Below are 25,355 nucleotides of genomic sequence, written 5' to 3'. Positions count from 1 at the left end.
CAGGCGTGCCGCGTCGGTGTTTCAGTCGGCCTGGAAAATCTTGTCGGCAATCATCGAACCAATGGGAATCGCCGAGGTGGCGGCGGGCGAGGGCGCGTTGCACACGTGCAACATGCGCGGGGTCTGGGCGAACAGGAAGTCGTGCACCAGGCTGCCGTCACGCATCACCGCCTGGGCGCGGATCCCCGCTTCATAGGGCAGCAGGTCGGAGACTTCCAGGGACGGGCAATACTTGCGGCACTGCTCCAGGTAGCCGGACTTGAACAGCGAGTTCTTCATCTCGGTGGTCCCGGAACCGAGGTTCTGCCAGATGGTTTTCCAGAACCCGGGAAAGCTGGCGTACTGCGCCACGTCGCGCCAGTTGATGGAGAACTTCTTGTAGTTCTCCCGGCCCAGGCCCAGTACCGCGTTGGGGCCGACGGTGACGCTGCCGTCGATCATGCGGGTCAGGTGCACCCCGAGGAACGGCAGCTCCGGGTCGGGGATCGGGTAGATCAGGTGATTGACGATGTTGTTCTTCGCCTCCGGCAGGCGGAAGTACTCGCCACGGAAGGGGATGATCTGGTGCTCGATCCTGACCCCGGCCATCAGCGCCAGGCGGTCCGATTGCAGGCCGGCGCAGGCCACCAGCTTCTTCGCCCGCCAGCTGCCGCCATGGCTGCTGACGGTGACGCTGTCGGCGCTTTCCTGGATCGCGGTGACGGTTTGGCTGAGGCAGATCTCGCCGCCGTCGCGGCGGATCACTCGGGCCATGGTTTCGCAGACTTCGCGGTAGTCGACGATGCCGGTGGCGTCGAGGAACAGTCCGCCGAGGCCGACGATGTTCGGTTCGCGCTGGCGCAGTTGCTCGGCGTCCAGGCGCTCGACCTTCAGGCCGTTCTGTTGCGAGCGTTGGTACAGCGCTTCCATGCGCTGCACTTCCAGGGCATTGGATGCCACCAGCACCTTGCCGCAGACCTCGAACTTGATCCCGTGCTCGCGGCAGAACTGTTTGGTGGCCTCGGCCCCGCGCTTGCACAGGTCGGCCTTGAGGCTGCCCGGTGCGTAGTAGATGCCGGCGTGGATCACCCCGCTGTTGTGCCCGGTCTGGTGCTTGGCCAGGACGTTTTCCTTTTCCAGGATCACCAGCGAAGCGCCGGGCTGGCGCTTGAGGATCTCCATCGCCGTGGCCAGGCCGACGATGCCGCCGCCGATGATGCAAAAGTCGTAAGTCATTGTTCTTGGATACCTTGGCTCTAATCTGTTTCGGTCTGGTTATCAGGTTGTCAGACTAAGTAATCCGACAAAATCCCGCGGTGCGACGCTTGAAGCCTCAAGCGCGCCGCCGTTGTTAATTCTTAATCTGTAGTGGGCAACTCCAGGCCCAGGCGCTTGGCCGCGGCGCGCAAGTGGGCGTCGGCGCAACCGGCCGCGGCCTGGCGGTCGCCGGCGGCAATCGCCTGGTACAGCGCCTGGTGTTCCTGGGTGGCATCGGCGGAACCGCCGACCATGCGCAGCGCCGAGTTCTCCCAGGCGGCCTTGCGCGCGCTGGTCAACTGGCTGCGCAGAAAATCATGGAAGGCCACGAAGTAGTCGTTCTTGCTCGCCTCGGCGATGGCCCGGTGAAACTCCACGTCGGCCAGCCCCGCGGCTTCGAAATCACTGCGCTTGTCGTGCATTTCCTGCAGCGCCTGCTGCATCCGCTGCAGGTCGGCGGCGTCGCGGCGCTGGGCGGCAATCGACGCCGCCTGGGTTTCGATCCACAAGCGCATCTCGAACATCTGCGCCAGGTCCGGCAAGCGCCCGTTGCCCTGGGGAAAACGGAACACGGTGCCGGCCGGGGTCTTGGAAATGTACGAACCCAGGCCACGCCGGGCGATCAACACGCCGTCGGCCTTGAGCTGGGCGATGGCTTCGCGAATCACGGAACGGCTGACATTCAGCTGTTCGGCCAACTGCTGTTCAGTGGGCAGGCGCGATTCGGGCGCCAGGCGGCCGGAATCGATCTCGCTGCGGATCGCATTGACCACGCGGACAACGAGGGAGTCAGGTCGCTGGAGTTCGAGCATGGGAAGGAAAAACCGTGGCAGTCAGGTTGTCAGACAATAGCGGTTGAGATTTTTCACTGTCAAGAAAAAACCACGCGGCAAGAGCGGGGCTGTTCTGACAGATCCGGGTTCAGGCGGTCAGCGGGCAGCTGAATATCAGGTCGTCGAAGTCCTCGCCGCCCTGGCGGAAGGCGCCTTCGTCGCGGCGCAGGAGGACGAAACCGCACTTTTTCAGGACCTGACAGGACGCGACATTGCCGTCGGTGACGGTGGCCACCAGGCGCTGGATGCCCAGATGCTGGCGGGCGTAGTCCATCAGCCCGCGCAGCGACTCTGCGGCCACGCCCCGGCCCTGGTGACCAGGGGCCAGCAGGTAGCCGACCTCGGCTTCGGCGGCGTCCCGGTCGCTGATCCTCAGACCGGTGAGGCCCAAGTCCTCGCCGCTCTCGCGATCACGGATCACCAGGCACAGCCAGTGTGTCGAGTCGAGGTCCCAGCGCGGCAGGCGCGAGGTGAAGCGCTCCTCGATCTGGGCCCGGGACAGCGGATCGCAGACATAGCGCAGGTTGTCCGGATCGCTGTGCAGGGTCAGAAACAGTGCCCAGTCATGGGGACTCAAAGAGCGCAGGTGCAGGCGTGGGGTGTGCAGTTCCAGCATGAGCGGTTCCCGATCCATGGGTAGTAAAGATCTGGCGCACTTTACCTGAGAAAAGTCTGATCGCCGCGCTGGCAATATCGCATAAGATCCCGGGCCTGGGTTTTCAGGGATAGGTCGGGTAAACGTGAACTGGGACGACCTGCGGTTTTTCATCGCTGTGGCCAATGCCAACAACATCACCGACGCCGGGCAGGCGCTGAAGGTGTCTGCCTCCACGGTTTCACGCAAGATCCTGGTGCTGGAGCAGGCCTTGAACACCCTGTTGTTCATGAAGACCACCCAGGGCTATTTCCTCACCGAGGCCGGCCACGCCTTGTTGCCCATGGCCCTGGAGGCCGAAGAGCGGTTCAAGCTGATGATGCGGCACATGGCCCAGCCCGGTGCGCGGATGGCGGGGGTGGTGCGCATTGATTGCCCGGAACTGATGGGCAGCCACCTGATCATCCCCGCCCTGGCGCAGTTTCGCGTGCAGTACCCGCAGATCAGCTTCGATTTCGTCAATGCCGCGCGCTCGGTCAAGCTCACCCAGAGCCACAGCGATCTGCTGCTGCGCCTGCAGCGGCCGGAGGCCGGCAACTTCACCCTGCGCCGGGTCGGCGAGCTGACCCAGGCGCTGTTCTGTTCACCGGGTTACGCCTCGGTCCATGGCGGCCCGGAGAAACCGGCCGACCTGGGCCAGCATTCGCTGATCGGCTGGAACCAGGCCCTGGAACACCTGCCCCTGGCGCGCTGGCTGGACCAGCTCAGCGGCGGCCAGCCGCTGTGGATGCGCACCGGCAATCTGGAGGCGCAGCTCAAGGCGGTGCAGGCCGGGCTGGGGATTGCCGCCTTGCCGGCCTATATCGCAGAACCCTTGGGCCTGCTCCGGGTGCTGCCCAAGACCCCGGTCCACCGCGCGGATATCTGGCTGTTGCGCAACCAGGCGACCCAGGGCCAGGAGCGGGTCGACCGGGTGGTGGCGTTTCTCTGTGAGCTGCTGGCGCGTCACGGGCTGCAGGGCGGGTGAGGGCGGTCGAGCTAGGCGCCGCGCAGGAAGATCCACACGGCCACCGCCATCAGCAGCAGGCCGAACAGGGCGTTTTGCGCCACCAGCAACCGGGGGCGGTCGCGTATCAGCACTTGCAGACTGGAACCCAGGCTGGCCCAGAGCAGATGACCGCACAGATTGACCGCGATCAGCGCGGCGCTGAGCACCAGCACCACCGCGCTGCCGGCGTCGGTGCTTGGGCTGAAGGTCGAGAACATCACCAGCAACATCACCAGGCCCTGCACATTGCTCAGTTGCAGCAGCACGCCATCGCGAAAACCCAAGGCAGCAGTCGCTGCGCCGGGCACGCCGCGCCGTGGCAGCAACAGGCGCAGGCCACGCCAGAAAATGTACAGACTGCCGGCCAGCCGCAGGCCCCAGAGCAAGTGCGGTTGCGCCGCCAGGCTGTGGTACAGGCCCAGCCCCACCAGCAAGGCCAGCAGCCAGTAAGTCAGGTCGAGGCCGAGGATAAAGCGCAGGGAACGGCGCACCCCGCTGTGGGCGCCGGAGCTGGCCACCATCAGGTTGCCGGGCCCGGCGCTCAGGGCCATGGGCAGCATGGTGGACAGCCACAACGGCCAGTTGATGTCGTGGATCGGGGGCACGGGCGGCTCCTGGAAGGCGATGCGGATTGCACCGGCGCCAGCTTAAGGCGCCGCCATGGGCGGGGTTAGCACCAGGAATGCAAAGTGGTTTTGCAGCGATTGTTCGCCGCTGTGCCAATGCCTGCGGGGCACCCGCGCGCTTGTAGTTTCAGGATTCATGGCGTGCCCGATCCGTTTCCAAGGACGACAAAGTGGTCTGCCTGTATTTCTGAAATTGGCCTGATCAAACCATCCACTGACGCTCTAGGCTGTGGCTTTCAATAACCGGGGCCGATCCCGGTATGGATGATCAAGAGGAGCGCGCAATGAGCGATCAACAACCCGCGGTTACGGTTCGGGCGATTCAACCAGGGGATTACCAGCAATGGCTGCCGTTGTGGCTGGCGTATCAGGATTTCTATCAAGTGACGCTGAGCGAAGAGGTCAGTCGCACCACGTTCGAGCGCTTCCTTGATTCGCGGGAACCGATGTATTCCGCAGTGGCGGTGCAGGGCGGTGAAGTGATCGGCTTCGTCAACCTGGTGTTGCACCGCTCGACCTGGGCCGTTGGCGACTTCTGCTATCTGGAAGACCTGTACGTGGCCCCGTCTATTCGCGGTAGCGGGGCGGGCAAGCTGCTGATCGAGTGGGTGCAGGCGTTGGCCCGGGAACGGCAGTGTGGGCGGCTGTATTGGCATACCCAAGAGAGCAACAAACGGGCCCAGCGGTTGTATGACTGGGTGGCGTACAAGCCGGGGGTTATTGAGTATCGGATGGAGTTGTAAGACGGGGGGCTGGCGGTTTCGCTCTTACAGCGACTCACTTTTGCGCGTCCTAAAATGCCGGCCCAGACAAATGTAAGCAAAACGCTCCTGCCCCTCATTCATCGTGGAGAGAGCAGTGAAGGGGGGCATGACAATAACAAGGCCGGCCGGCAGGCCGCCGTCAGATTTTGCCTTTGCTGTTGATCTGGCTTTTGATCTTCCTGCCCCTTTAGACACGATGGCCGAACGCAGGCATTGAGCCGTGGGTAACCCGGCAGGACGCCGGGTTAGCCGCACTGGGCCAGGGATGGCCCATTGCGGCGGCCCACGGATCAATGCCGGAGTTCGGGCATGCCGAGCCTAGGCGAGGCACCGAGTGGAGGGGCAAAGCCCTTTGCTTACTTTGGGCTGGGCCGGCATTCCGGCTTTTCCAAAGTGAGCCGCTGTAAGAGCGGAACCGTAAGTGGCCATTACCGCAGCAACGGATATTCACCGAACCCAACCCAACACCACCCTAATCCCCCTGCCGAAACACCAAAGCCTTCAACCCACACTGCTCATCCGCATCCGGAAACTCCGGCGGATTTTCCAACCGCTGTTCAAAGCGCAACCCCGGCGCCTCCTGCGTCACCCCTTCCAAAAGAAAGTCCACGCTGAACGCCGGGTCATTCATGCACGCCAATACGCAGCCATTGGCCGTCAGCAATTCCGGCAAGCGCCGCAGCACTCGCGCATAGTCCTTGCTGAGGACAAAACTGCCTTTCTGGAACGACGGCGGGTCGATGATCACCAGGTCATAGGGGCCCCCTTGCTTGACCTTGCTCCAGGACTTGAACAGGTCATGCCCGAGGAAACTCACCCGGCTCGTGTCATGGCCATTGAGCCGATGGTTGTCACGACCCCGGCTCAAGGCCGCTCGGGACATGTCGAGGTTCACCACCCGCTCGGCACCGCCGGCAATCGCCGCCACCGAGAAGCCGCAGGTGTAGGCAAACAGGTTCAGGACGTTCTTGCCCCGGGCATTGGCCCGCACCCAGTTGCGCCCGTAGCGCATGTCGAGAAACAGCCCGTTGTTCTGTTTGCTGCCCAGGTCCACCTGGTAGCGCAGGCCTTCTTCGGTGATGGTGCAGGAATCCACCGGCTGGCCCAGCAGCCATTCGCCATGGCTGTCGGGCAGATAGCGGTGTTGCAGCATCAGGCTGCGGGCGCCACTGGCGGCCCATTGCGGGGTGTCGCCCAACTCCACCAGCAGCACCTTGAGAGCGGCGAGCTGTTCCGCTTCCGGCGCCTTGAACAGTGACACCAACAGCACGCCTTGCAGCCAGTCCACCGTCAGTTGTTCCAGCCCCGGCCAGCAGCGGCCGCGGCCATGGAACAGACGCCGGGTCTCGGTGGGCGCGGTGTCCAGGGCGATCAGCAAATGTTGGTTGAGGGTGGCGAGGGCGAGAGGTGTCATCAGCAAGGCCGGTCATTTTTCGGGGGCGGCATTTAACCATGGGCGGGGCAAGATCCGCCAACCACCAGCCTGCCGCCCTGTGCTCAGTCGATGTACTGCGGCCGACCGGTGGCGCGCCAGGTCGCCAGCCGTCGGTCCAGCACCGGGGCTAGCCGGTCATAGTTGCTCCAGCTGTTTTCCACCCGGTAGATGGTGCCGGGTTCAGGGGCCAGGGTCTTTTCGTAGTCGCAGTAAAACCGGCTGTTGTCCTGCCCCTGGTAGTAGGCCAGGGCGAAGGCGTTGCCTTCGTCGTTGAAGTCCGCTTCGCTGAGTTTTTCATCCAGGATCTGCAACAGGAAGGCCCGGCCATCGAGGTCACGGGAGCGTACCTGAGTGATTTCTTCTGCGGCATCGTCCACCAGCTCTTCGCTGGCAAAACCGTTGATCAGCATCCAGGCCAGGAACAGGCCGATATGGGTGGCGCCAGCGCTGGTTGGCAGGTCCGCGGGGAAGTCGCCGCCGTAGTGCCAGGAGGCATCATCGTATTTCATGGTTGAAGGTCCTGATGGGTGAACGGCAGCCCGTTCGGGTTCGTCAGAGGATGGCGCTTGTCCATTCCCGGGTGCCGGCCAGGCGGCGTTTGACGCTGTCGATACGCCATTGCCCGGCGACGCGCTTGAGCAGGAAGCGATGCTCGTAGCACAGCGCCCGAACGGCCGGGTCGCGCATCAGCACTTCAGCCTGGGCGGGCTTGAGCCGTTCGCAGCCGAGCAGTTCATCGGCTGGCGAGTAAGTCGTGGGGTCACCGTAGGACGCGCGTGGATAGGCCCGTGGGCGCTGGGTGCAGAAACGTTCGATGAGTTGTTGCGGTTCGGCCCAGAAGCCGGCATCGAGCGCCTCGTGGCCCGCGGCATTGCCGCGTTGTTCCCAGGCGGCCACGGCCAGGGTATAGGCGCGCACCTGGGTAACCGGGTCGACACTGCAGTCGTGCCCTTGCGCCGGTGCCGGCCAGGGTAGGTGAGGGGCGGGCCTGGGCGTTGGCGGTGCTCCAGCACCGGCCTGTTCAAGCCGTTGCATGACCTGGGCATGGGACCGCTCTTGGGCCAGGGACCAGGCGTTGCGCTGCTGAAAATCCAGCAGCCGGGGATCGGCGCCGGCGTTCAGCAGCAAGGCCACCATCGTCTCGTGGCCGGCCTGGGCGGCGTTCATCAGGGCCGTGCGTTGCAGGTCGGGGGAGGCTTGATCGAGGACGGCGCCATGGGCGATCAGCAGCTCGGCACTGGCCAGGTCGCCATTGCTCGCGGCCCAGGCCAGCGGGCTGTAGCCCAGGGCCTTGCACGGCTGCAGCACATTCGCCCGGCGTTCCAGCAGCAGCGCCACGGCGGCCGAATGGCCGGCGATAGTGGCGGCCAGCAGGGCGGTACGCCCGGTGCTCTTGTGCCGCCATTCAAGGTCCGCGCCAGCGTCCAGCAGGCGTTTGAGTGCTACGAGATCGCCACGCGCGGCAGCTTTTTCCAGGAGGTGGGACACGGCCGGGAATCCATTCGGTGGGGGCGCTAACAGCGGGTAATGGTAACGCCGCAGAGCAGGGCGCTGCCACGTCTGTCGCGCGCAGGGGCCGTTCTGGCAGGTCGCACGCGCTGGGCTACGCTGCGATACGAGGCGCCGGTGCGGGGGACGCTGTGGCGGGGCAGGCCGTTTGCCGCGGTCCTTGCAGGGATAACGTTGAGGGGGCGCGAAATGACTGGCAGGACGTTGGCGATGCTGGTGTGGGGCTGGGTGCTGTGCTGTGCCGGCGCAGCCTGGGCTGTCGAGGAAGCTGCGGCCCCGGCGCCGGTGGCCGCCGAACTCAAGGTGGCCAACCGCAGTGTGGTGGTGCTGCGGGCGATGCTGCTGGGCGAGAGCCCCGAGCAGCGGGTCAAGCGCGCCCGGGCGGTGATCAGCGAGGCGCTGGACGAGGACCGCGACCTCAACGTGCGCATCGACCCGATCCAGCAAAGCTACCTGGTGCTGCTGGGCGACAAGCGTGCCTTCATCCTCTCGGCGAAGGACATCGACCCGGTGCAGTTCGAGTCGGTGCAGCAGGCCGCCGAAGCGGCGGCGAGCAACCTGCGCCAGGTGATCGCCGAAACCCAGGAAGGCCGCGACCTGCATGCGCTGCTGTTGGCGCTGGGGGCGTCGGCCCTGGCCACCTTGCTGTATGTCGCCTTGCTCGGGGGCCTGGGCTGGCTGCGGCGCAGGTTGCTCGGGCGCCTGCCGGGGCTGATGCGCCGGCATACCCAGGCGCTGAAGGTCGGCCAGACCCCGGTGATCGACGCCCACTACCTGTACCCACTGGTGAACCGCTTGTTCGGCCTGTTGCGCTGGACACTGGTGGCCTTGTTCACCTACCAGTGGCTGGGGTTTGTGTTGTCGCGTTTTCCCTACACCCGGCCCTGGGGCGAAAGCCTCAACCACTACCTGCTGGAATTGGCCGGTTACCTGCTGCAAGGCATGATCGGCGCCATACCCGGGCTGGGAGTGGCCCTGGCGATTTTCTTCATTGCCCGCGGCGCCAGCCTCTTCAGCCGTCGGCTGCTCAAGCGCATGGCCATGCCGGGCACCTTCAGTTGGCTTAACCCGGAAACCCTGCAACCGACCATGCGCCTGACGTCCCTGGCGATCTGGCTGTTTGCCCTGGCCATGGCCTACCCCTATCTGCCCGGGGCCGGCACCGATGCCTTCAAGGGCCTGTCGGTGCTGATCGGCCTGATGATTTCCCTGGGCGCCTCCAGCGTGGTCGGGCAGGCCGCCGCCGGGCTGATCCTGACGTACACCCGCACCCTGCGCCCGGGGGAGTTCGTGCGCATCGGCGATTACGAGGGCACGGTGACTGAGCTGGGGATGTTCACCACACGCATTCGTACCGGCCTGGGCGAAGTGCTGACCCTGCCCAATTCGCTGATCACCAGCTCGGTGACCAAGAACTACTCCCGCGCCGTGCAGGGGGAGGGCTACGTGGTGGACACCACCGTGACCATCGGCTACGACACCCCCTGGCGCCAGGTCGAGGCCATGCTGCTCGAGGCGGCGCGGCGCACCGACGGCGTGCTGGCGCAGCCGATGCCGCAGGTGTTCCAGACCGCACTGTCGGATTTCTACCCCGAGTACCGCCTGGTGGCCCAGGCCCTGCCCAGCGAGCCGCGGCCGCGGGCGCTACTGCTCAGCGTGCTGCACGGGCATATCCAGGATGTGTTCAACGAGTACGGCGTGCAGATCATGTCGCCGCATTACCTGGCCGACCCGCAGCAGCAAAAGAGTGTGCCGCGCGAGCAGTGGTACGCCGCGCCGGCACGGCCGCCGCAGGCGCCTTGAGCCAGCGCCTGGGCGGGCTTAAGGCCGTGGTCAGTCGATGGACGTTTTTTCAGGGGATGAGTAGCATGCCCGGCTTGGCGCATCCGCCCTTCAAGGAAGAACCATGCCGACTTGTCGTTTCAGCGCCCTATGGACGCTGTTGATCGCCGCACTTTCCTGCCAGTTGCTCAGTGCCTGCAGTGTCAGCGGGACGTACCCCGACGCCACGCAAGCGGATGCGGCCAAACTGCGCTTTGTCGCCAACGCCTCGAACGTCACTCAAGAAGCGCTGGCCGTGGCCCCCGAACTGCTCGCGGGTCAGGTTCGCGGGCGGGTGGTGGTCGACGTCAACCGCTGATATAAACCCCAGGCCATCGCGCTGCGCAAAGGCCGCGCGCGGCCTGCGTTGCAGCACTGTCCATGACGGACGCGAGCTCCGCGCTGCGGAGTTTCTTCGTGGCCCTTTGTCGTCTTGATCCGAGGTTGCCTGTCCATGTCCATTCCCGCCCAGCGCCCGCTCTGGCAGGTGTATCTGATCTTCCTCTTGCCCATGGTGCTGTCGAACTTCCTGCAGTCGTTTTCCGGCACCCTGAACGGTATCTACATCGGTCAGATGCTGGGGACCCAGGCGTTGGCCGCGGTGTCGGGAATGTTCCCCATCGTGTTCTTCTTCATTGCCCTGGTGATCGGCCTGGGCGCGGGGGCCTCGGTGCTGATCGGCCAGGCCTGGGGCGCCCGGGAGCTGGGCACGGTCAAGGCGGTGGCCGGCAGCACCTTATTGCTCGGCGCGCTGATCGGGTTGCTGGGGGCGGTGCTGGGCATGCTGTTCGCCCGGCCGGCCTTGCAGGGCCTGGGCACGCCCCTGGATGTGCTGGACGAGGCGGTGGGTTACGCCCGGGTGATGATGCTGATCATGCCGCTGCTGCTGGTGTTCGTGCTCTTCACTCAGTTGCTGCGCGGTGTCAGCGATACCCTGTCGCCGTTGCTGGCGCTGATCGTGTCGACCCTGGTGGGCCTGCTGCTGACTCCGGCGCTGATCCGCGGCTGGCTGGGCCTGCCGCCGATGGGCATCCAGAGCGCGGCGTTCGCCGGGCTGGTGGGCAATATCCTGGCCATGGGCTTTCTGGTCTGGCGCCTGAGCGGTCGGGCGCACCCGCTGGCGCCGGATCGGGCGCTGTTCGCGGCAATGAAGCTGGACCGGGCGATCCTCGGCAAAGTGCTGCGTATCGGCCTGCCCACCGGGGTGCAGATGGTGGTGATCTCGCTCTCCGAACTGGTGATCCTGGCCCTGGTCAACCGCCACGGTTCCCAGGCCACGGCGGCCTACGGCGCGGTGACCCAGATCGTCAACTATGTGCAGTTTCCGGCGCTGTCGATCGCCATCACCGCGTCGATCCTCGGGGCCCAGGCCATCGGCGCCGGGCGCCTGGAGCGCATCAGCCCGATCCTGCGCACCGGGCTGGCGATCAACCTGTGCCTGACCGGCGCCCTGGTACTGCTCGGCTACCTGATTTCCCACTGGCTGCTGGGGCTGTTCATCATCGACCCCACAGCCCTGGTGCAGGCCGAACATCTGTTGCACATCATGCTCTGGAGCATCCTGGTGTTCGGCTTCCAGGCGGTGGTGGGCGGCATCATGCGCGCCAGCGGCACGGTGCTGATGCCGGTGGCGATCTCGATCTTCTGCATCCTCGGGGTGCAGGTGCCGGCGGCCTACCTGCTGGATGCGCACTTCGGCCTGCAAGGGGTGTGGATGGCCTTTCCGGTGGCCTACCTGTGCATGCTGGTGCTGCAGGTCTGCTACTTCAAGCTGGTCTGGCGCCACAAGCAGATCCAGCGCCTGATCTGAGAGGGGCGTGCGACGGGCGCTGTGAAGTGTTCAACTTGCCACGGGATTACTCGCCGGCGGGCCTTGCGGCGGTGCCGCGGTTTCAACGCCTATGGATCGCCGTCGGCGAGGCGCGGCGCCAACCCTGGACCACGATGTACAGCAGCGGCCCGATGGAAACGAACACGGCGGTCAGCAGCAGATAGGGCAGCACCGAGCATGCGCAGCGCCCTCGGCGGCGGGCGTCGTCGAGCATCCAGGCCGAGGCGAGCCACGCCATCAGGTACAGGTCGATCACCACTTGCGCGGTGTCGGGCCGCGACAGCAGTTGCAGGCCGAACTGCAGCAGCGACTGCTCGGCCTGGAGCAAGGTGAACAGGGTGTAGCCGCTGAAGGCCAGCAGGGCCAGCAGCGCCGGGTAGGGACGGGGCATCGTCAGATCCTCGGTCAATCGGCCAGCGGGAAGTCGGCCCGACGGTGGTGCCGGCCCAGGTCGACTATCAGGTAGAGCAGCCCGGCACCGGCGCAGGCGAAGATCAGCGCCTGGGACAACGGCGAGTCGAACAGATACAGCGGATGTTCGCGTAGGTTGAAGTGCAGCCCGGCATGGACCACGGCGAACCCGGCCAGCAACCGCCGGCTGTTGCGGCGCACGGCGGGGCGCGAATGCCCGGTGAGCCCGATCAACGCAGCCACCAGGGGCACATGCAGGGCAATGAACAGCGCCTGCCCGAGTGCCGGATCGAGGTGGCGCAAGCCATACAGCAAGCGCCATTCGGACTGGGCCACGGCGTCCAGCTCATGCCCGGCGAACAGCGCCAGGCAGAGCATCCAGAGTGTTTCTTTCACGGTGAAACTCCTTGAGCAGCGGCGGGCGAACAGGCTAAGTGGCAGGCCCGTCGTCGCTCAATGACCTCACAGGTCATAGACAGCCGGCGACCGATCCTGTCTGATGCGCCCGCATGACAATCACCTTCAAGGAGCGAGCAGTGATGAGTGAACAGGCTCCCGCCGCCGTCGACTCGCCGCCCGTGGGCCAGTTGTTGCGCCAGTTGCGTCAGCAGGCGCGCTTGAGCCAGCTGCAACTGGCCTTGCAGGCCGGCATGTCGCAGCGGCACCTGAGCTGCGTCGAGACCGGTCGTGCGCAACCGAGTCCGGCATGGCTGCACAGCCTGCTGAGCACCCTGGACACCCCGCTGCAAACCCGCAACCGGGTGTTTCTCGCCGCTGGCTACGCACCGCGCTACGCCGCCCTGGCGTTGAAGGATCCGGGGCTGGAGCCGGTGCGCATGGCCTTGATGCACCTGCTCAAGGCCAACAACCCGGCGCCGGCCATTGTCATCGACAGCCTCTGGCAGGTGCAGGCGGCCAACCAGGCCACCACGGCCCTGTTTCAGCTGTTGGGGTTGCCGTTGCAGGCGCTTGAGCAGGGTTTCAATCTGTTGACGACGCTGTTGGCGCCCGGCGGTTTCGGCGACTGCCTGATCAACGCCGAGGAGATCCGCCAAGTGGCCTGGCAGCGAGCCGCGCGGGAGGCCGCGGTGGACCCTGAACTCGCGAGCTTGCTGGCGAGCCTGCCCGTTCCGGAGGCGTCGGCACCCGCTCCGCAGCTGGTCACGCCGTTGCTGCTGACCCGGGTTCGCGGGCCCCAGGGCGAGCTGGGTTTTCTTTCCACCTTCACCACCTTCGGCATGCCCCAGGACATCACCGTGGCGTCACTGCGCATCGAGCACCTGATTCCCGCCGACGACACCACCTGGCAGGCCATGACCCAGGCCTGCAAACGCCTGGACGAGCGTGCCCCGGGCTAGATCGCCAGGGCCCGTGCCCGTTGCGTCGATCAACGGCGCCAGGTGTGGCGCAGCCAGGGTGCGGATCAGGCGCGGGGGCTTTGCGGCGCCAACGAGCAAGGTCGCTCGCGCTCTGAAGCAGGCTGCTCGCGCAGATTCAGGCGTGGCGGCTGCGCGCCCAGCGCTGGCCCAGATAGAGGTAGACCGAAAGGTTGATCAGCAGCACCAGGCCGCCCAGCCACAGCTGGATGCCCGGGGTCAGGCCGGCGGGGTAGATCAGCGGGATCAGGTAGTGCTCGATGAACCCGGCGCCGTAGCCGTCCTGGCCGGCGGCGTGGCGCAGCAGGTTCTCCCAGCGGGTCAGTGGGCATTCCAGGTGCAGCACTTCCACCGCCACGCCCCAGGCCGCGGCCGGCAGGTGCAGCAGCATCAGCCGTGGATAGCGCAGCACCAGCAGGCCGCCCAGCAGCACGAAGACGATAAATGACAGGTGAAACAGCACCAGGCTGTCGGCGGCAATACGGTAGAGCATGGGGGTTCCTTGACGAGGGGCAGGTCCGTGGCGCGAACGCCGGGGGGCAATATACCGAGGGTGAACGGGCGCTGGCAGTGTTTGTTCATGAGGCAGGATAAAAGCCCGGGGCGCTGCCGGTTTTTGCCCGCAGCCGCCGTGGCGGCGCTACCTATACTGCTGGAACGCCATGGCGCTGTGTCGGATGCCGGCGCGGCTTCTGCGGGAGGAACCTGCCTTGCGGCGATCGATGCTCTGCTCTGGCCATTGCCTGCTGGCGCTGCTGCTGGTGCTCGCCGGCTGCGCTCACCGGGCCCCGGAAGCCGAAGTGCCGGCCCCGGTCAGCCCGGCCATTTGGCGTCAGGTCGACAGCGAGCTGCTCGACGCTTCCCGTAGCGCCACCGCCCAGGCTGAAGTCTACGCCCAGGGTTCCATGGAACACTGGCGCACCCGGGTCTACCAGCAGACCGACGAGCAGTTCATTCCCTGGTTCAGCGGTTACTGGACCCAGGAATGGCTGTCGCTGAAGGTCGGCTGGTATTCGCTGAACAGTCGCGGCGACGCCGGGCAAGCCTCCGGGCGGCTGGCCGCCTACCTGCAGGAGCAGTACCAGGAACGGGTGCTGGCGCCGGTGGCGCTGGAGATCGATGCCGACGAGATCACCGGCGAGGCCATGGAGTTCTATGTGCAGTTGCTGCGCCAGCAATTGGCGCAGATCGGCCACCGCTACCAGCTGCCGACGCTGCAGCTGGACCAGCACCTGGATCAGGTGCTGGCCATTGACCTGGGGCCGGCTGCCGAACAGCGCGCTTCCTTGACCCAGTTGTTGCGGGTCGAGCCCATCGCCCGCTTGCCCGCTTACGGGCCGCTGTTGCGGCAGATTCGTGGCACGGCGGCGGCCGGGCAGGGCACGCCGGCCCCTGGCGTGTCCCAGGTGGCGCAGGTGACCAGCGAGAAAATCCAGGCCCAGTTCGCCACCCGTGGTGTCGCCGGTGCGGTGGCGGCGGCAGTGGGGCGGGTGGCCGGTGCGTTGATCTCGGTGGGGGTGGCCGGGGTCCGGGCGCTGGTCCAGGACCATGACCGGGACGGGGTGCAGGCCCAGACCCGGCGGGACCTGGGGGCGGCCTTCGACCAGGCCTGGTCCCGGCAACTGCATGACCCCGAGCATGGGGTCTTGGCCGGGGTGTATTACCTCGGCCGGCAGATCGAAAGCCAGTTGCAGGTCCCCGGGGTGGCGGAAGACCCGGCTGGCGGCCGTTCGCCCTGAGGGCCGCGTGGCGACTCAGCGCGGATCGGTCACGGCGGCGCTAGGCAGTGCGGCTTCATAGGCCTCGACTCCGGCCGCGTGGCGTCCGGCGATGTAGCCGAAGGTCATGGCCGGGCCCAGGTTGATGCCGCCGGAGGGGTAGAACCCGCCCATCACGCTGGCCATGTCGGTGCCCGCCGCATACAGCCCGGGGATCGCCGCGCCGGCCTGATCCAGCACCTGGGCCTGGGCATTGGTCTTGAGCCCGGCGAAGGTGCCGAAGCTGCCGGGCAGCACCTTCACCGCGTAGAACGGCCCCTGCTCGATGGGCGCCACGCAAGGGTTGGGGCCGGGGTACAGGGCGTCGCCCTGCTTGCGGTTGTAGGGCGTCGAGCCGCGGCCGAACTCGGGGTCCTGGCCGTGGCGGGCGTGCTGGTTGAAGTGCTGCACCGTGTCCGCCAGTGCCTGTGGGTCGATGCCGCATTGGCGGGCCAGAGCCAGGATCGAGTCGGCCCGCTGCAGGTAGCCGCTGCGCACCAGCGGGCCAACGGGCAACGGAAAGGGCCGGGCATAGCCCAGGCCGTAGCGGCGCTGGAAGCGATGGTCGCAGATCAGCCAGGAGGCCACTTCCTCGCCGGCCGGCACCTTCTCGACCATGGCGGCGGTGTAGTCGTAGTAGCCGTCGGCCTCGTTGACGAAGCGCTTGCCGTTGGCCAGCACGCCGATCAGCCCGGGCTTGGCCCGGTCGATGATGTGGGGAAAGTGCCCGACGCTGCCATCGGCGTGCCGCACCCGCGACACCGGGGCCCAGGCCACCGGGCTGGCGAGGTCCGTGGCCAGGACCGCGCCGGCGGCTTCGCCGAGGCGGATGCCATCCCCGGAGCAGCTCGATGGCGGCAGGGCCAGATGTTCATCCGGCCCAGGTGCGCGAGGAAATAGCGCTTGGCGCCGAACCGGGTCATTGGCAAATCCGCCGGCGGCCAGCACCACGCCGCGCCGGGCGCGGATTTCCCGCGGGCCCTGGGGCGTGTCCACCAGGGCGCCGTGCACCCCTTGCTGATCCCGCAGTAGCGAGCGGGCCGGCGTGGACTCCATGAGAGTGACCCCCAATTGCTCGGCGGACTTGGCCAGCCGGCCGATCAACGCCACGCCGTTCACCAGGTGCATGGCCCGGCCGTGCAGCGCCAGGTCCCGCAGATGGCGGCTAAAGCGCTTGGCGACATGCAGCAGCGACTTGAACGAGCGGGTCATGCTGAGAAAGGCCCCCAGATCGGCCCCGGCCATGATCGGCATGCCCATGAACGAGGTTTCCCGCAGGGTCTTGCGCAGGCGTTTGAGCAGGGGGCCGATGGCCCGTGCGTCATAGGGCGCGGCAATCAGCTGATGGCCCTCGACCCCGGCGCCGGGCACCTGGCCGTGGATATCCGGAATGCCATTGCCATCGACGAATTGCAGGGCCGTGTGCTGCTCGAAGAAGGCCACCATCTGCGGCCCGTTATCCAGCAAGGCATCGATGCGCGCGGCGTCATAGCGTTCGCCCAGTTCATGCTTGAGGTAGGTGCGCGGTTGCTGCGGGTCTTCATCGATGCCGGCGCGGCGTGCCAGGGGGTTGCCCGGCACCCACATCCAGCCGCCGGACCAGGCACTGGCGCCACCGAAAGTGGAATCCTTTTCCACTACTATCACTTCCAAGCCGTGCCAGGCGGCGGTCACCGCGCAGGCCAAGCCAGCGGCGCCGGAGCCGATCAGCAGCAAATCACAATCCAGGGGCGGTAGAGGGGGAGTGGGGGCTTGAGTCACGGAGCAGGCCTTTGTGCATGTTTTTTATTCCCAGGTCTGGCTGATCGAGCGCCCAAGCCCTGGACCCGATGGCGTCGTCCGGGGCGGGTTTTCGGCCGTCAGCGCTGCCTGGCTGTGCGGATGCGCAGATCATGCAAGAAAATGGAATTATGTTCCAGTATTTTGAAAAGTGGCTTTTCCGGGGTAGCTCCGGGGTAGCGATCCGCTCAGGTCCGGTGACAAAAGCTTGCACTTGCGGGGTAGGCAAAGCGCTTGCGGCGGGTTCCTAATAGGCACCGGCCGTGATGAGCCGAGCCTTGAGGAGAACAATAAGATGGGGCACTACCTAGAAATCAGCGCCGCTGATGGGGCGGGCGTATTCCGTGGCTATCTGGCCTTGCCCGCCAGTGGCCGGGGGCCTGGGCTGGTGATTGGCCAGGAGATTTTCGGCATCAACGACAATATGCGCGCCACCGCTGATCTGTATGCCGAGGAGGGTTATGTGGCCCTGGTGCCGGACCTGTTCTGGCGTCAGCAGCCCGGGGTCGAGCTGGGCTACAGCACCGCGGACTTTCAGGTGGCCCTGGGCTTGTTCGGCGGCCTGGACCTGGACCGCGCGGTGCAGGACATCGCCGCCTCGATCGAGGCCCTGCGCGCTCTGGAGGCGGTCAGCGGCCCGGCGGTGGGCTACGTCGGCTATTGCATGGGCGGCAAGCTGGCCTACCTCACCGCCACCCGGACCGATGCGGCCTGCGCCGTGGGTTACTACGGCATGGGCATCGATGAATACCTGGATGAGGCGGTGCATATCCACGGGCGTCTGGTGCTGCACTTCGCCGAACAGGATGTCTACTGTGATGCTGCGGCCCGCCAGCGCATCGGCGCGGCCCTGGCCGGGCGCCCTGGGGTGGAGATCTACAGCTACCCGCAAGCCGACCACGCTTTTGCCCGCATCGGCAGCGAGCATTACCACAAGCCTTCGGCAACCCTGGCTCACGGGCGCACCATCGCCGCGCTGAAAAAGGCGGTGGGGCCGGACTTCGACCTCGGTGCCCTGTGGGAGGCCCATGTCAGCCACGAGTTCGCGACCCGGGACGTGCCGGCCACCATGGCGACCATGGTCAAGGAGCCCTACGTCAATCACGTGCCGACGCTGACCGGCGGTGTCGGCGCGGCTGATCTGAGCCGTTTCTACGAGCAGCACTTCGTCCACGGCAACCCGCCGGACACCCGCATGATCCCGGTGTCGCGCACGGTTGGCGCGTTGCAGGTGGTGGACGAATTCATCCTCTGCTTCACCCACAGTACGGAAATCGACTGGCTGCTGCCCGGGGTCAAGCCCACCGGCAAGTACGTGGAAATCCCCATGCTGGCGGTGGTCGGGTTTCGCGGCGACAAGCTGTGCCACGAGCACATCTATTGGGATCAGGCCAGCGTGCTGGTGCAGATCGGCCTGCTGGATCCGGCAGGGCTGCCGGTGGCGGGGGCCGAGTGTGCGCGCAAGGTGCTCGATGAAAGCCTGCCGTCCAACCAGTTGATGGCCCGTTGGCAGCGCTGACCCGGCAGGCGTGTCAGGCGAAATGACAACGGGCCCCGCGAGGGGCCCGTTGCTGTGGCGTGGTTTGTGATGGGCTGTGTGATCCAGCTCAACTGACGACGCGGTAGCACGGCACATAGGCCGCGCCGCCGGGCAGCTTCATGCGGTGCTGCTCGACGAAGGCTTTGAGCAGCTGGTCCAGGGGCCGCATGATCGTCGGGTCGCCGTGGATGCTGTAGGGGCCTTTCTGTTCGATCAGGCGGATGCCCTGGTCCTTGACGTTGCCGGCGACGATGCCGGAGAACGCGCGGCGCAGGTTGGCCGCCAGCTCGTGGGGCGCCAGGGCGTGGTTCAGTTGCAGGCTGGCCATGTTCTCGTGGGTCGGATCGAAGGGACGCTGCAGGCTCTCGTCGATCTTCAGCAACCAGTTGAAGTGGAAGGCGTCGTTGCGTTCGCGGCGGAACTGCTTGACGGTCTTCAGCCCCTCGGTCATCTGCCGGGCGACCTCCGCCGGGTTGTCGATGATGACCTGGTAGTGCTGCTGTGCGGCTTCACCCAGGGTCGCCAGGACAAAGGCGTTGAGCTGCTCCAGGTACGGCGCCGCGCTGCGCGGGCCGGTGAGGATCACCGGGAACGGCAGGTCGCGGTTATCCGGGTGCATGAGGATGCCCAGCAGATAGAGGAATTCCTCGGCGGTGCCGGCGCCCCCCGGGAAGATGATGATGCCGTGGCCGACACGGACGAAGGCCTCCAGGCGCTTCTCGATGTCCGGCAGGATCACCAGCTCGTTGACGATGGGGTTCGGTGCTTCGGCGGCGATGATCCCCGGCTCGGTCAGGCCCAGGTAGCGACCGCCGCTCATGCGCTGCTTGGCGTGGGCGATGGTGGCGCCTTTCATCGGGCCCTTCATCACGCCCGGACCGCAGCCGGTGCAGATGTCCAGCTTGCGCAGGCCCAGTTCGTGACCGACCTTCTTGGTGTATTTGTATTCTTCGGTGTTGATCGAGTGGCCGCCCCAGCACACCACCATCTTCGGCTCCACGCCGGGGCGCAGGGTACGGGCGTTGCGCAGCAGATGGAAGACGTAGTCGGTGATGCCCTGAGAGCTGTCCAGGTCGATGCGCTGGCTGTCCAGTTCGTTCTCGGTGTAGACAATGTCGCGCAGGGCACTGAAGAGCATTTCCCGGGTGCTGGCGATCATTTCACCGTCGACGAAGGCGTCGGCCGGCGCGTTCAGCAGTTCAAGGCGCACGCCGCGATCCTGCTGGTGAATGCGCACTTCAAAATCGTGGTAGGCGTCGAGGATGGTCTTGGCGTTGTCGACGTGGGCGCCGGTATTGAGAATGGCCAGGGCGCACTGGCGGAACAGGGTGTAGATGCTGCCGGAGCCGGCGGCGCTGAGTTGTTGCACTTCACGTTGCGAGAGGGTCTCCAGGCTGCCTTTCGGGCTGACCGAAGCATTGATCACGTGTCTTTGCGGCATTAATCCATTTCCTGAAATCGGCGCCACCGCGCCAGACGCGCTCAGTGGCGAAAAAACGGCGGGGCAGTGAACAGAGCCACCGGTACGGGGCTTGGTTTCCAGCGGCAGGGCAAGAAAGCAAACGTCGTTGCGAGGTTATTCGCTGCTTGAATCTACCTCATGCCGGGCCGCTGTGGCGGGAAAAATGACGATCCGCGTCGTGAACGGCGTGTCAGCCCCCAGAAAATCAGGCAAAGGCCTGGCGCAGCAGTTCCGGCATAATCTGTCCGGCCTTGCCCACCAGGCTGTATTCCTCAGGCTTCGTACAGGCCTGGGGCTGCGAGTTGATGTGCACCACGCAGGCACCTTGCTCCAGCGCCAGTTGGGGGATCTGCGCCGCCGGCTGCACCAGACCCGAGGTGCCTACCGACAACAGCAGGTCGCATTCGCCTGCCGCTTTGAATGCCTCTTTGAGGATGTGCGGTGGCAGGGCTTCGCCGAACCACACCACCCCGGGGCGGATCTTGCCGTTGCAGCCGGTGCAACGGGGGGGCTCCAGGCTGCAACCCTGCTCCGGCAACACGGGTTCTGGCAGTTCGCCGCTGAAGGGGCGGTTGCAGGCGAAGCACTTGGGGTGGTGCAGGCTGCCGTGCAGGTGCAGCACCGAGGGGCTGCCGGCGCGCTCGTGCAGGTCATCGACATTCTGGGTGATCAGGGTCAGGCGCGGTACGCGTCGGGCCAGTTCGGCAATCGCCAGGTGGGCCGGGTTGGGGTGGGCCTGGAGCACTTTCATGCGGCGCCATTCATACCAGCCCCAGACCAGCGCCGGGTCCTCGCGAAAGGCTTGGGGCGTGGCCAGCCGCGCCGGGTCGAAGTTTTCCCACAACCCGGTCAGGGCGTCGCGAAAGGTCGGGATGGCGCTTTCAGCCGAGACTCCGGCGCCACTGAACACCACCAGGTGTCGGGCCTGGGCCAGGCGTTGGGGATCGAATTCCATGGATGACCTGTCTGCGTTGTTGCGGTGATATCGGGGTCGCATTATCGCCAGCCGGTTCGGACCTGTCCGAAAAAAACACTGCGGGCGCATCGGGAATGAATTTATCGTCAAGCCGCCGCTCATAACTCTTGTCAGCGGTCCTGTCCGCGCAATTCTCAACCTTTCAGGGAGTGTCAGCCCCATGTGCCCAGCCTCATCCGTCCGCCCCGACGCCACCTCTCGCTTGATCCTGGTGGTGGAGGACGAACCGACGGTGCTGGAGTTTCTTTGCGAGATTCTGCAGGACGAGGGGTTTGCCACCGAGGGCATGGACAGTGCCGACCGGGCCTGGGAGTTCCTGCAGCAACATGCCGCGGACGTGGCCCTGCTGCTCACCGACATCAGCATGCCCGGCACGCTCAACGGCGCCAGCCTGAGCAACCTGTGCGGTGAACGCTGGCCGTCGCTGCCAATCGTGGTGATGTCGGGTTTCGAGACCCCCGAGAGTTCCGGGGTGCGCTATCCGGTGACCTTCATCCGCAAGCCCTGGACCATCGGGCAGATCCTCGACTGCGTGGAAGGCGCGTTGAAATCGGCCCAGGGTTGAGGCGTTGCGCCTCACCCCGGCCAATCGCCGGTGTTACTCCTTGACGCTCATGAACTCCTTGGCCCAGACGATGTAGTCCTCGGGCTGGGTGTAGGTATGGGCCAGCTCGGTGGCACTCAGGTCCGAGGCCTGGGTGAAGATCTGCCGCTGCTCGCGCAGGCAGTCGTAGGTGGCCTTGATCGCGGCGAAGTAGGCGGCGTGGCCGTCCACCGCGATTTTCACCCCCAGCTCGGCCAGGCGGGCATCGTCGCGCAGTGCCGGGTTGCCGTAGGTCACCAGCATCAGCGGCACGCTCAGGTGCTCGGAGATCTGTTCCAGTTGCTCGAAATCACGGATGCCGACCATGCAGATGGCGTCGGCGCCTGCGCGCTGGTACTGCTGGGTGCGGCTGATGATTTCCTGCACCGGGAGGATTCCGGCGTTGGTCCGGGCGATGATCGCCAGCTCGGTGTCGACCCGGGCTTCCAGGGCGGCGCGGATCTTGCCGACGCCTTCGGCCACCGAAATCAGGTCGGTGGATTTGCGCCCGAACTGCGCCGGCAGCAGGGTGTCTTCGATGGTCAGCGCGGCGATGCCGGCCCGTTCCAGTTCCACCACGGTGCGCATCACGTTCAGCGCGTTGCCGTAGCCGTGGTCGGCGTCGGCGATCACCGGCAGTTGGGCCACACGGCCGATGCGGGTGGCCTGCTCGGCGAATTCGCTGAGGGTGATCAGGGCGAAGTCGGGGGCCGCCAGCACCTGCAGCGAGGCCACGGAACCGCCGAGGATGCCCACTTCAAAACCCAGGTCGGCGGCGATGCGCGCGGACATCGGGTCGAACACGGAAGCGGTGTGGTAGCAGGAGTTGGAGGCGATCAGTTCACGGAAACCGCGGCGCAAATCTTGATGGGAAAGCCTGGACATAACAGCTCCGAGATAGGATCGAGAGATCGACCTTGGGGTCGAGTCAAATTTTGCAATCAGTTCCCTTGGTGAGCCGATGATCGAAAGGCTCACAGCGAAACGTTAGTTGGGCAGATGAAGGTGAAGCAAAGGGGGATAACAAGGCATCTGGGTCCCGCTCGGTTGGGTAAACCGGCAGGTTTATTATGCGAGGCCGACATAGCAGGACGAGGCTATCACGCTCCAATGCCGCAGTTGATGAGGAATTTGCATAGCATTATGCCGGACCGGCATTGGCATTTTTTGTCGACCGAATATTGCAGAGGCGGCGGCCCCTTGTCGATCCGCGGCAAATCAAGGAAGCTGCCGCGCCTCGAACGGTGCCTTCTGCACCGGATAACGGCTTGGTTCAGGGATGCAGGCAATGACGCTCAGGGTGTTGGTGGTCGGTGGTTATGGCAATTTCGGCAGCATCGTCTGCCGCTATCTGATCCAGACGCCCGGGGTGCATCTGCTGATTTCCGGGCGTGACCCGCGCAAGCTCGCAGCCAAGGTTCAGGCGCTGCAAGCCGAGGGTGGACAGCCCTGCGAAGGCTGGTGCGGCGATGCCATGGGCCCGCAGTGGGTGCCGGCGCTCAAGGCCCTGGATGTGCATTGGGTGATCCACACCGCAGGGCCGTTCCAGGGTCAGTCCTATGCGGTGGCCCAGGGCTGCATCGAGGCCGGCGTCAACTATTGCGATCTGGCGGACTGCCGGCAGTTCGTCGGTGGCATTGGCGTCCTCGACGCCCAGGCCCGGGCGGCCGGGGTAACGCTGCTCAGCGGTTGCAGCTCGGTGCCGACTTTGTCGACGGCGATCATCGATGAGCACCGTGAGCGTTTCTCCCGCATCGATCGGATCGACCACGGCATTTCCTCCTCGGCGAAAATGCCCGGCCTGTCCACCATCCAGGGCGTGTTGGCCTACGCCGGCCGGCCGATCCTGCAACTCAAGGACGGCCAGCCGCACCCGGTGATCGGCTGGCAGGGCCTGACCCTGCGCAAGTTGCCGGGGCTGGGCACGCGGCTGGTGGCCAATGTCGATGTGCCGGACCTGGACCTGTTCGCCGAGCGTTATGGTGCCCACACCCTGAGCTTCAAGGCTGGTGCCGGGCTGAAGATAGCCGGGTTGGCCAACGCCCTGCTGGCCCAGGCGGTGAAGCTCGGGCTGATCGCCGACCCGGCGCCTTGGGCTGCGCGTTTGCATCGTTGCGGCACTTGGTTTGAAGGTTTCGGCGACGGCCTCAGTGCCATGTACGTGGACGTGCATGGCCTGGGCCGGGACGGTCAGCCGCTGTCGATGCACGCGCAGTTGACCGCCACCCACGATCACGGTCCGGAGATCCCCAGTTGCGCGGCGGTGGCGGTGGTGCACAAGCTGCTGGCCGGCCATGTGCCGGCCCCGGGTGCCCGGTCCAGCGCCGGCGAGGTCAGCGTGGCGGAGTACCTGCGGGCGATCGATGATCCTGACCACCTGCGGCTGCAGGTGAGTTTCTCGCGCCCGCCGGTCTAGAACCCACTCACCACAGCAGCGGCTTGGCGAAGTCCTTCCAGAACAGCCAGCGGTGGGTTTCGTGGTGCTCGCCGGTGCCGATCTGCCATTCCGGGCGCCCGGCGTCCAGGTCTATCTTGACGATGATCCCGGCATAGGTGGCGGCCACCAGGGTCTTGCCATCGGCGCTGATGTCCAGGGCGGTCAGGGTCGAGCCGACGTAGTGCTGCCAGCGTTCCTCGCCGGTTTCACTGACGGCCCGCAGGTAGCCGTAGGCGTCGCCGATGATGAACTCGTTGCCCCGTGAGGCGGCGGCGTACACCCGGGCGCCTTCCTGCAGCACCGGAGTGCGCGGGTCGTCGCTGTAGAAGTCGGTGGAGAGCCCCGGCAGGTCGGCCACCGCCACCCCCAGGCTGGCGCCGCCGTAGAAGTGGCAGGCGTTGAGCAGCAGGCGGTCGCCGCGCGAGTTGAAGTGCGCAAAGTGCGGGTACTCGCTGGCGGGGCCGATCTGCGCGACCTGCTGCAACCTCGCATCGAACACCAGGTGCATACCGCTTTGCTCGCCGATGGCGATCCACTGGCCATCGGGCGACACCGCGCCATGTTCCATGCTCAGGCCGATGCTCAGGTCCTCCGGGGCGACGCCGTCGGCCAGCTCTTGCTGCAGGTCTTCCAGGCTCGGCAGCAGGCGCGTGGCACCTTCGGCGGCGAGGACAAAGATGCCGTCGGCGCTCACCAGCAGCACCCGGCGCCCGTCGGGGAAGGGAATCAGGCTGGTGGGGGTGGGGCGCCCGCTGTCTTCCAGGTCTACGCCCGCCGGCAGGCTCGCGTGGGGATCGGGCCAGGCAAAACTTGCCACCTGCGGCCCGTTCCAGCCGTCAGTGACCTGAATGCCGTCGGCCCGGCCCCAGGCGAAGTAACGCCGCTGCGGGCACACGCCGAAGCACTCCACCTGCTCCAGGGTTTCGATCCGCGCGTCGTCGATATGCACCACGCAGCCGGCCTCGTAGGGCGCGCCGATGCGGGCCAGCAGGCTGCCGTCCGGCAACAGGGCCAGGGTCGGAATCATCCGCCCCTGGCTTTCCAGGCGTGGCGTCAGTGGGAAGTGTGCCGGTGGCCAGTCCTGGCGGAAGGCCTGGTGCTGCGCGGCGTCGTAGGGGCCTTGGTTGCTCGCTTGCAGAGCTGCCTGCCAATCCTGTAACAGGTGCTCGGTGTCGGGCATGTTCGGCTCCTTCAGGCCCTTCCAGCCCTCGCGGGTGCCGGTTTCGACATACTGGTTGATGTCGCGGGCATAGGTCAGCACGGCTTGCCGCCATTGCTCTTGCGGGGAGCGGTTTGAATTCGACTGGGACATGCGCACGGGACTCCTTGTGGCGCT

25 protein-coding genes are annotated in these 25,355 nt (G+C 65.9%); 10 read left to right on the top strand and 15 right to left on the bottom strand.

What is annotated here, in order from left to right:
* Nucleotides 1–21: 21 nt before the first annotated feature.
* The 3 genes from lhgO to GGI48_RS02685 all read right to left on the bottom strand — a co-directional run bounded on the left by lhgO (nt 22) and on the right by GGI48_RS02685 (nt 2,685).
* The gene (gene lhgO, locus GGI48_RS02695; RefSeq protein ID WP_179596832.1) at nt 22–1,215 is read right to left on the bottom strand and encodes an L-2-hydroxyglutarate oxidase; all 1,194 of its coding nucleotides are present in this window, start codon (nt 1,213–1,215) and stop codon (nt 22–24) included.
* Between the two features lie 122 nt (nt 1,216–1,337).
* Nucleotides 1,338–2,048 carry a FadR/GntR family transcriptional regulator gene (locus tag GGI48_RS02690; protein ID WP_016965400.1) on the bottom strand — a complete coding sequence of 237 codons (711 nt, stop codon included), beginning with the start codon at nt 2,046–2,048 and terminating at the stop codon, nt 1,338–1,340.
* A 109-nt stretch (nt 2,049–2,157) separates the two neighbouring features.
* A complete protein-coding gene (locus GGI48_RS02685; RefSeq protein WP_179596830.1) occupies nt 2,158–2,685 on the bottom strand; it encodes a GNAT family N-acetyltransferase in 528 nt (175 codons plus the stop codon).
* A gap of 124 nt (nt 2,686–2,809) precedes the next feature.
* Here GGI48_RS02685 and GGI48_RS02680 point away from each other — a divergent pair, with 124 nt between their 5' ends.
* A complete protein-coding gene (locus tag GGI48_RS02680; protein WP_179596828.1) occupies nt 2,810–3,691 on the top strand; it encodes a LysR family transcriptional regulator in 882 nt (293 codons plus the stop codon).
* Between the two features lie 11 nt (nt 3,692–3,702).
* On the opposite strand, the gene GGI48_RS02675 is transcribed toward GGI48_RS02680, so the two are convergent.
* Nucleotides 3,703–4,317: a LysE family translocator gene (locus GGI48_RS02675; protein WP_016962836.1), complete on the bottom strand. Its 615-nt coding sequence runs from the start codon at nt 4,315–4,317 to the stop codon at nt 3,703–3,705.
* A 305-nt stretch (nt 4,318–4,622) separates the two neighbouring features.
* Here GGI48_RS02675 and GGI48_RS02670 point away from each other — a divergent pair, with 305 nt between their 5' ends.
* A complete protein-coding gene (locus tag GGI48_RS02670; RefSeq protein ID WP_179596826.1) occupies nt 4,623–5,081 on the top strand; it encodes a GNAT family N-acetyltransferase in 459 nt (152 codons plus the stop codon).
* 493 nt (nt 5,082–5,574) lie between these two features.
* Here GGI48_RS02670 and GGI48_RS02665 read toward each other — a convergent pair whose 3' ends face one another.
* The 3 genes from GGI48_RS02665 to GGI48_RS02655 form a co-directional block, all read right to left on the bottom strand.
* Nucleotides 5,575–6,516 (bottom strand): class I SAM-dependent methyltransferase, encoded by a 942-nt coding sequence (locus GGI48_RS02665; RefSeq protein ID WP_179596824.1) that lies wholly within the window; start codon nt 6,514–6,516, stop codon nt 5,575–5,577.
* An 83-nt stretch (nt 6,517–6,599) separates the two neighbouring features.
* A complete protein-coding gene (locus tag GGI48_RS02660) occupies nt 6,600–7,046 on the bottom strand; it encodes a hypothetical protein (protein ID WP_179596822.1) in 447 nt (148 codons plus the stop codon).
* Between the two features lie 43 nt (nt 7,047–7,089).
* Entirely contained in the window at nt 7,090–8,025 is a 936-nt protein-coding gene (locus GGI48_RS02655; RefSeq protein ID WP_179596820.1) for an ankyrin repeat domain-containing protein, read from the bottom strand.
* A 210-nt stretch (nt 8,026–8,235) separates the two neighbouring features.
* Here GGI48_RS02655 and GGI48_RS02650 point away from each other — a divergent pair, with 210 nt between their 5' ends.
* From GGI48_RS02650 to GGI48_RS02640, 3 genes are all read left to right on the top strand, one after another.
* On the top strand, nt 8,236–9,849 hold the full coding sequence (locus GGI48_RS02650) for a mechanosensitive ion channel family protein (protein ID WP_179596818.1): 1,614 nt from the start codon (nt 8,236–8,238) through the stop codon (nt 9,847–9,849).
* 103 nt (nt 9,850–9,952) lie between these two features.
* On the top strand, nt 9,953–10,186 hold the full coding sequence (locus GGI48_RS02645) for a hypothetical protein (protein ID WP_179596118.1): 234 nt from the start codon (nt 9,953–9,955) through the stop codon (nt 10,184–10,186).
* Between the two features lie 135 nt (nt 10,187–10,321).
* Entirely contained in the window at nt 10,322–11,677 is a 1,356-nt protein-coding gene (locus GGI48_RS02640; RefSeq protein WP_047303714.1) for an MATE family efflux transporter, read from the top strand.
* Nucleotides 11,678–11,759: 82 nt separating this feature from the next.
* On the opposite strand, the gene GGI48_RS02635 is transcribed toward GGI48_RS02640, so the two are convergent.
* Together GGI48_RS02635 and GGI48_RS02630 are read right to left on the bottom strand one after the other, a co-directional pair.
* Entirely contained in the window at nt 11,760–12,089 is a 330-nt protein-coding gene (locus GGI48_RS02635) for a DUF2834 domain-containing protein (protein WP_103740043.1), read from the bottom strand.
* A gap of 14 nt (nt 12,090–12,103) precedes the next feature.
* Nucleotides 12,104–12,505, bottom strand: coding sequence for a DUF6713 family protein (locus GGI48_RS02630; RefSeq protein WP_103740042.1), 402 nt, complete (start codon nt 12,503–12,505; stop codon nt 12,104–12,106).
* A gap of 143 nt (nt 12,506–12,648) precedes the next feature.
* On the opposite strand from GGI48_RS02630, the gene GGI48_RS02625 reads away from it, so the two are divergent.
* Entirely contained in the window at nt 12,649–13,467 is an 819-nt protein-coding gene (locus GGI48_RS02625; RefSeq protein ID WP_179596816.1) for a helix-turn-helix domain-containing protein, read from the top strand.
* A 136-nt stretch (nt 13,468–13,603) separates the two neighbouring features.
* On the opposite strand, the gene GGI48_RS02620 is transcribed toward GGI48_RS02625, so the two are convergent.
* On the bottom strand, nt 13,604–13,978 hold the full coding sequence (locus GGI48_RS02620; protein ID WP_047303721.1) for a DUF2784 domain-containing protein: 375 nt from the start codon (nt 13,976–13,978) through the stop codon (nt 13,604–13,606).
* Nucleotides 13,979–14,195: 217 nt separating this feature from the next.
* Between GGI48_RS02620 and GGI48_RS02615 the strand changes: the two genes are divergently transcribed.
* Complete coding sequence (locus GGI48_RS02615; protein ID WP_260620604.1) at nt 14,196–15,224, top strand: hypothetical protein; 1,029 nt, start codon at nt 14,196–14,198, stop codon at nt 15,222–15,224.
* A gap of 15 nt (nt 15,225–15,239) precedes the next feature.
* Here the strand turns inward: GGI48_RS02615 and GGI48_RS02610 are convergent, their stop codons facing one another.
* Nucleotides 15,240–17,003 (bottom strand): FAD-dependent oxidoreductase, encoded by a 1,764-nt coding sequence (locus tag GGI48_RS02610; RefSeq protein ID WP_179596814.1) that lies wholly within the window; start codon nt 17,001–17,003, stop codon nt 15,240–15,242.
* Nucleotides 17,004–17,316: 313 nt separating this feature from the next.
* Here GGI48_RS02610 and GGI48_RS02605 point away from each other — a divergent pair, with 313 nt between their 5' ends.
* Complete coding sequence (locus GGI48_RS02605) at nt 17,317–18,540, top strand: dienelactone hydrolase family protein (protein ID WP_179596812.1); 1,224 nt, start codon at nt 17,317–17,319, stop codon at nt 18,538–18,540.
* An 88-nt stretch (nt 18,541–18,628) separates the two neighbouring features.
* On the opposite strand, the gene ppnN is transcribed toward GGI48_RS02605, so the two are convergent.
* Nucleotides 18,629–20,002: a nucleotide 5'-monophosphate nucleosidase PpnN gene (ppnN, locus tag GGI48_RS02600; RefSeq protein WP_179596810.1), complete on the bottom strand. Its 1,374-nt coding sequence runs from the start codon at nt 20,000–20,002 to the stop codon at nt 18,629–18,631.
* Between the two features lie 226 nt (nt 20,003–20,228).
* Complete coding sequence (locus GGI48_RS02595; RefSeq protein ID WP_179596808.1) at nt 20,229–20,978, bottom strand: SIR2 family NAD-dependent protein deacylase; 750 nt, start codon at nt 20,976–20,978, stop codon at nt 20,229–20,231.
* Between the two features lie 181 nt (nt 20,979–21,159).
* Between GGI48_RS02595 and GGI48_RS02590 the strand changes: the two genes are divergently transcribed.
* Nucleotides 21,160–21,564: a response regulator gene (locus GGI48_RS02590; RefSeq protein WP_179596806.1), complete on the top strand. Its 405-nt coding sequence runs from the start codon at nt 21,160–21,162 to the stop codon at nt 21,562–21,564.
* Nucleotides 21,565–21,597: 33 nt separating this feature from the next.
* Here GGI48_RS02590 and GGI48_RS02585 read toward each other — a convergent pair whose 3' ends face one another.
* Nucleotides 21,598–22,467, bottom strand: coding sequence for an oxaloacetate decarboxylase (locus tag GGI48_RS02585; RefSeq protein WP_016966444.1), 870 nt, complete (start codon nt 22,465–22,467; stop codon nt 21,598–21,600).
* A 403-nt stretch (nt 22,468–22,870) separates the two neighbouring features.
* Here GGI48_RS02585 and GGI48_RS02580 point away from each other — a divergent pair, with 403 nt between their 5' ends.
* On the top strand, nt 22,871–23,998 hold the full coding sequence (locus GGI48_RS02580; RefSeq protein ID WP_179596803.1) for a saccharopine dehydrogenase family protein: 1,128 nt from the start codon (nt 22,871–22,873) through the stop codon (nt 23,996–23,998).
* 7 nt (nt 23,999–24,005) lie between these two features.
* On the opposite strand, the gene GGI48_RS02575 is transcribed toward GGI48_RS02580, so the two are convergent.
* On the bottom strand, nt 24,006–25,331 hold the full coding sequence (locus tag GGI48_RS02575; RefSeq protein ID WP_179596801.1) for a YncE family protein: 1,326 nt from the start codon (nt 25,329–25,331) through the stop codon (nt 24,006–24,008).
* Nucleotides 25,332–25,355 lie beyond the last annotated feature (24 nt).

The organism is Pseudomonas protegens (assembly GCF_013407925.2).
GTDB lineage: Bacteria > Pseudomonadota > Gammaproteobacteria > Pseudomonadales > Pseudomonadaceae > Aquipseudomonas > Aquipseudomonas fluorescens_AP.
This window is presented reverse-complemented; position numbering and strand designations above follow the sequence as displayed.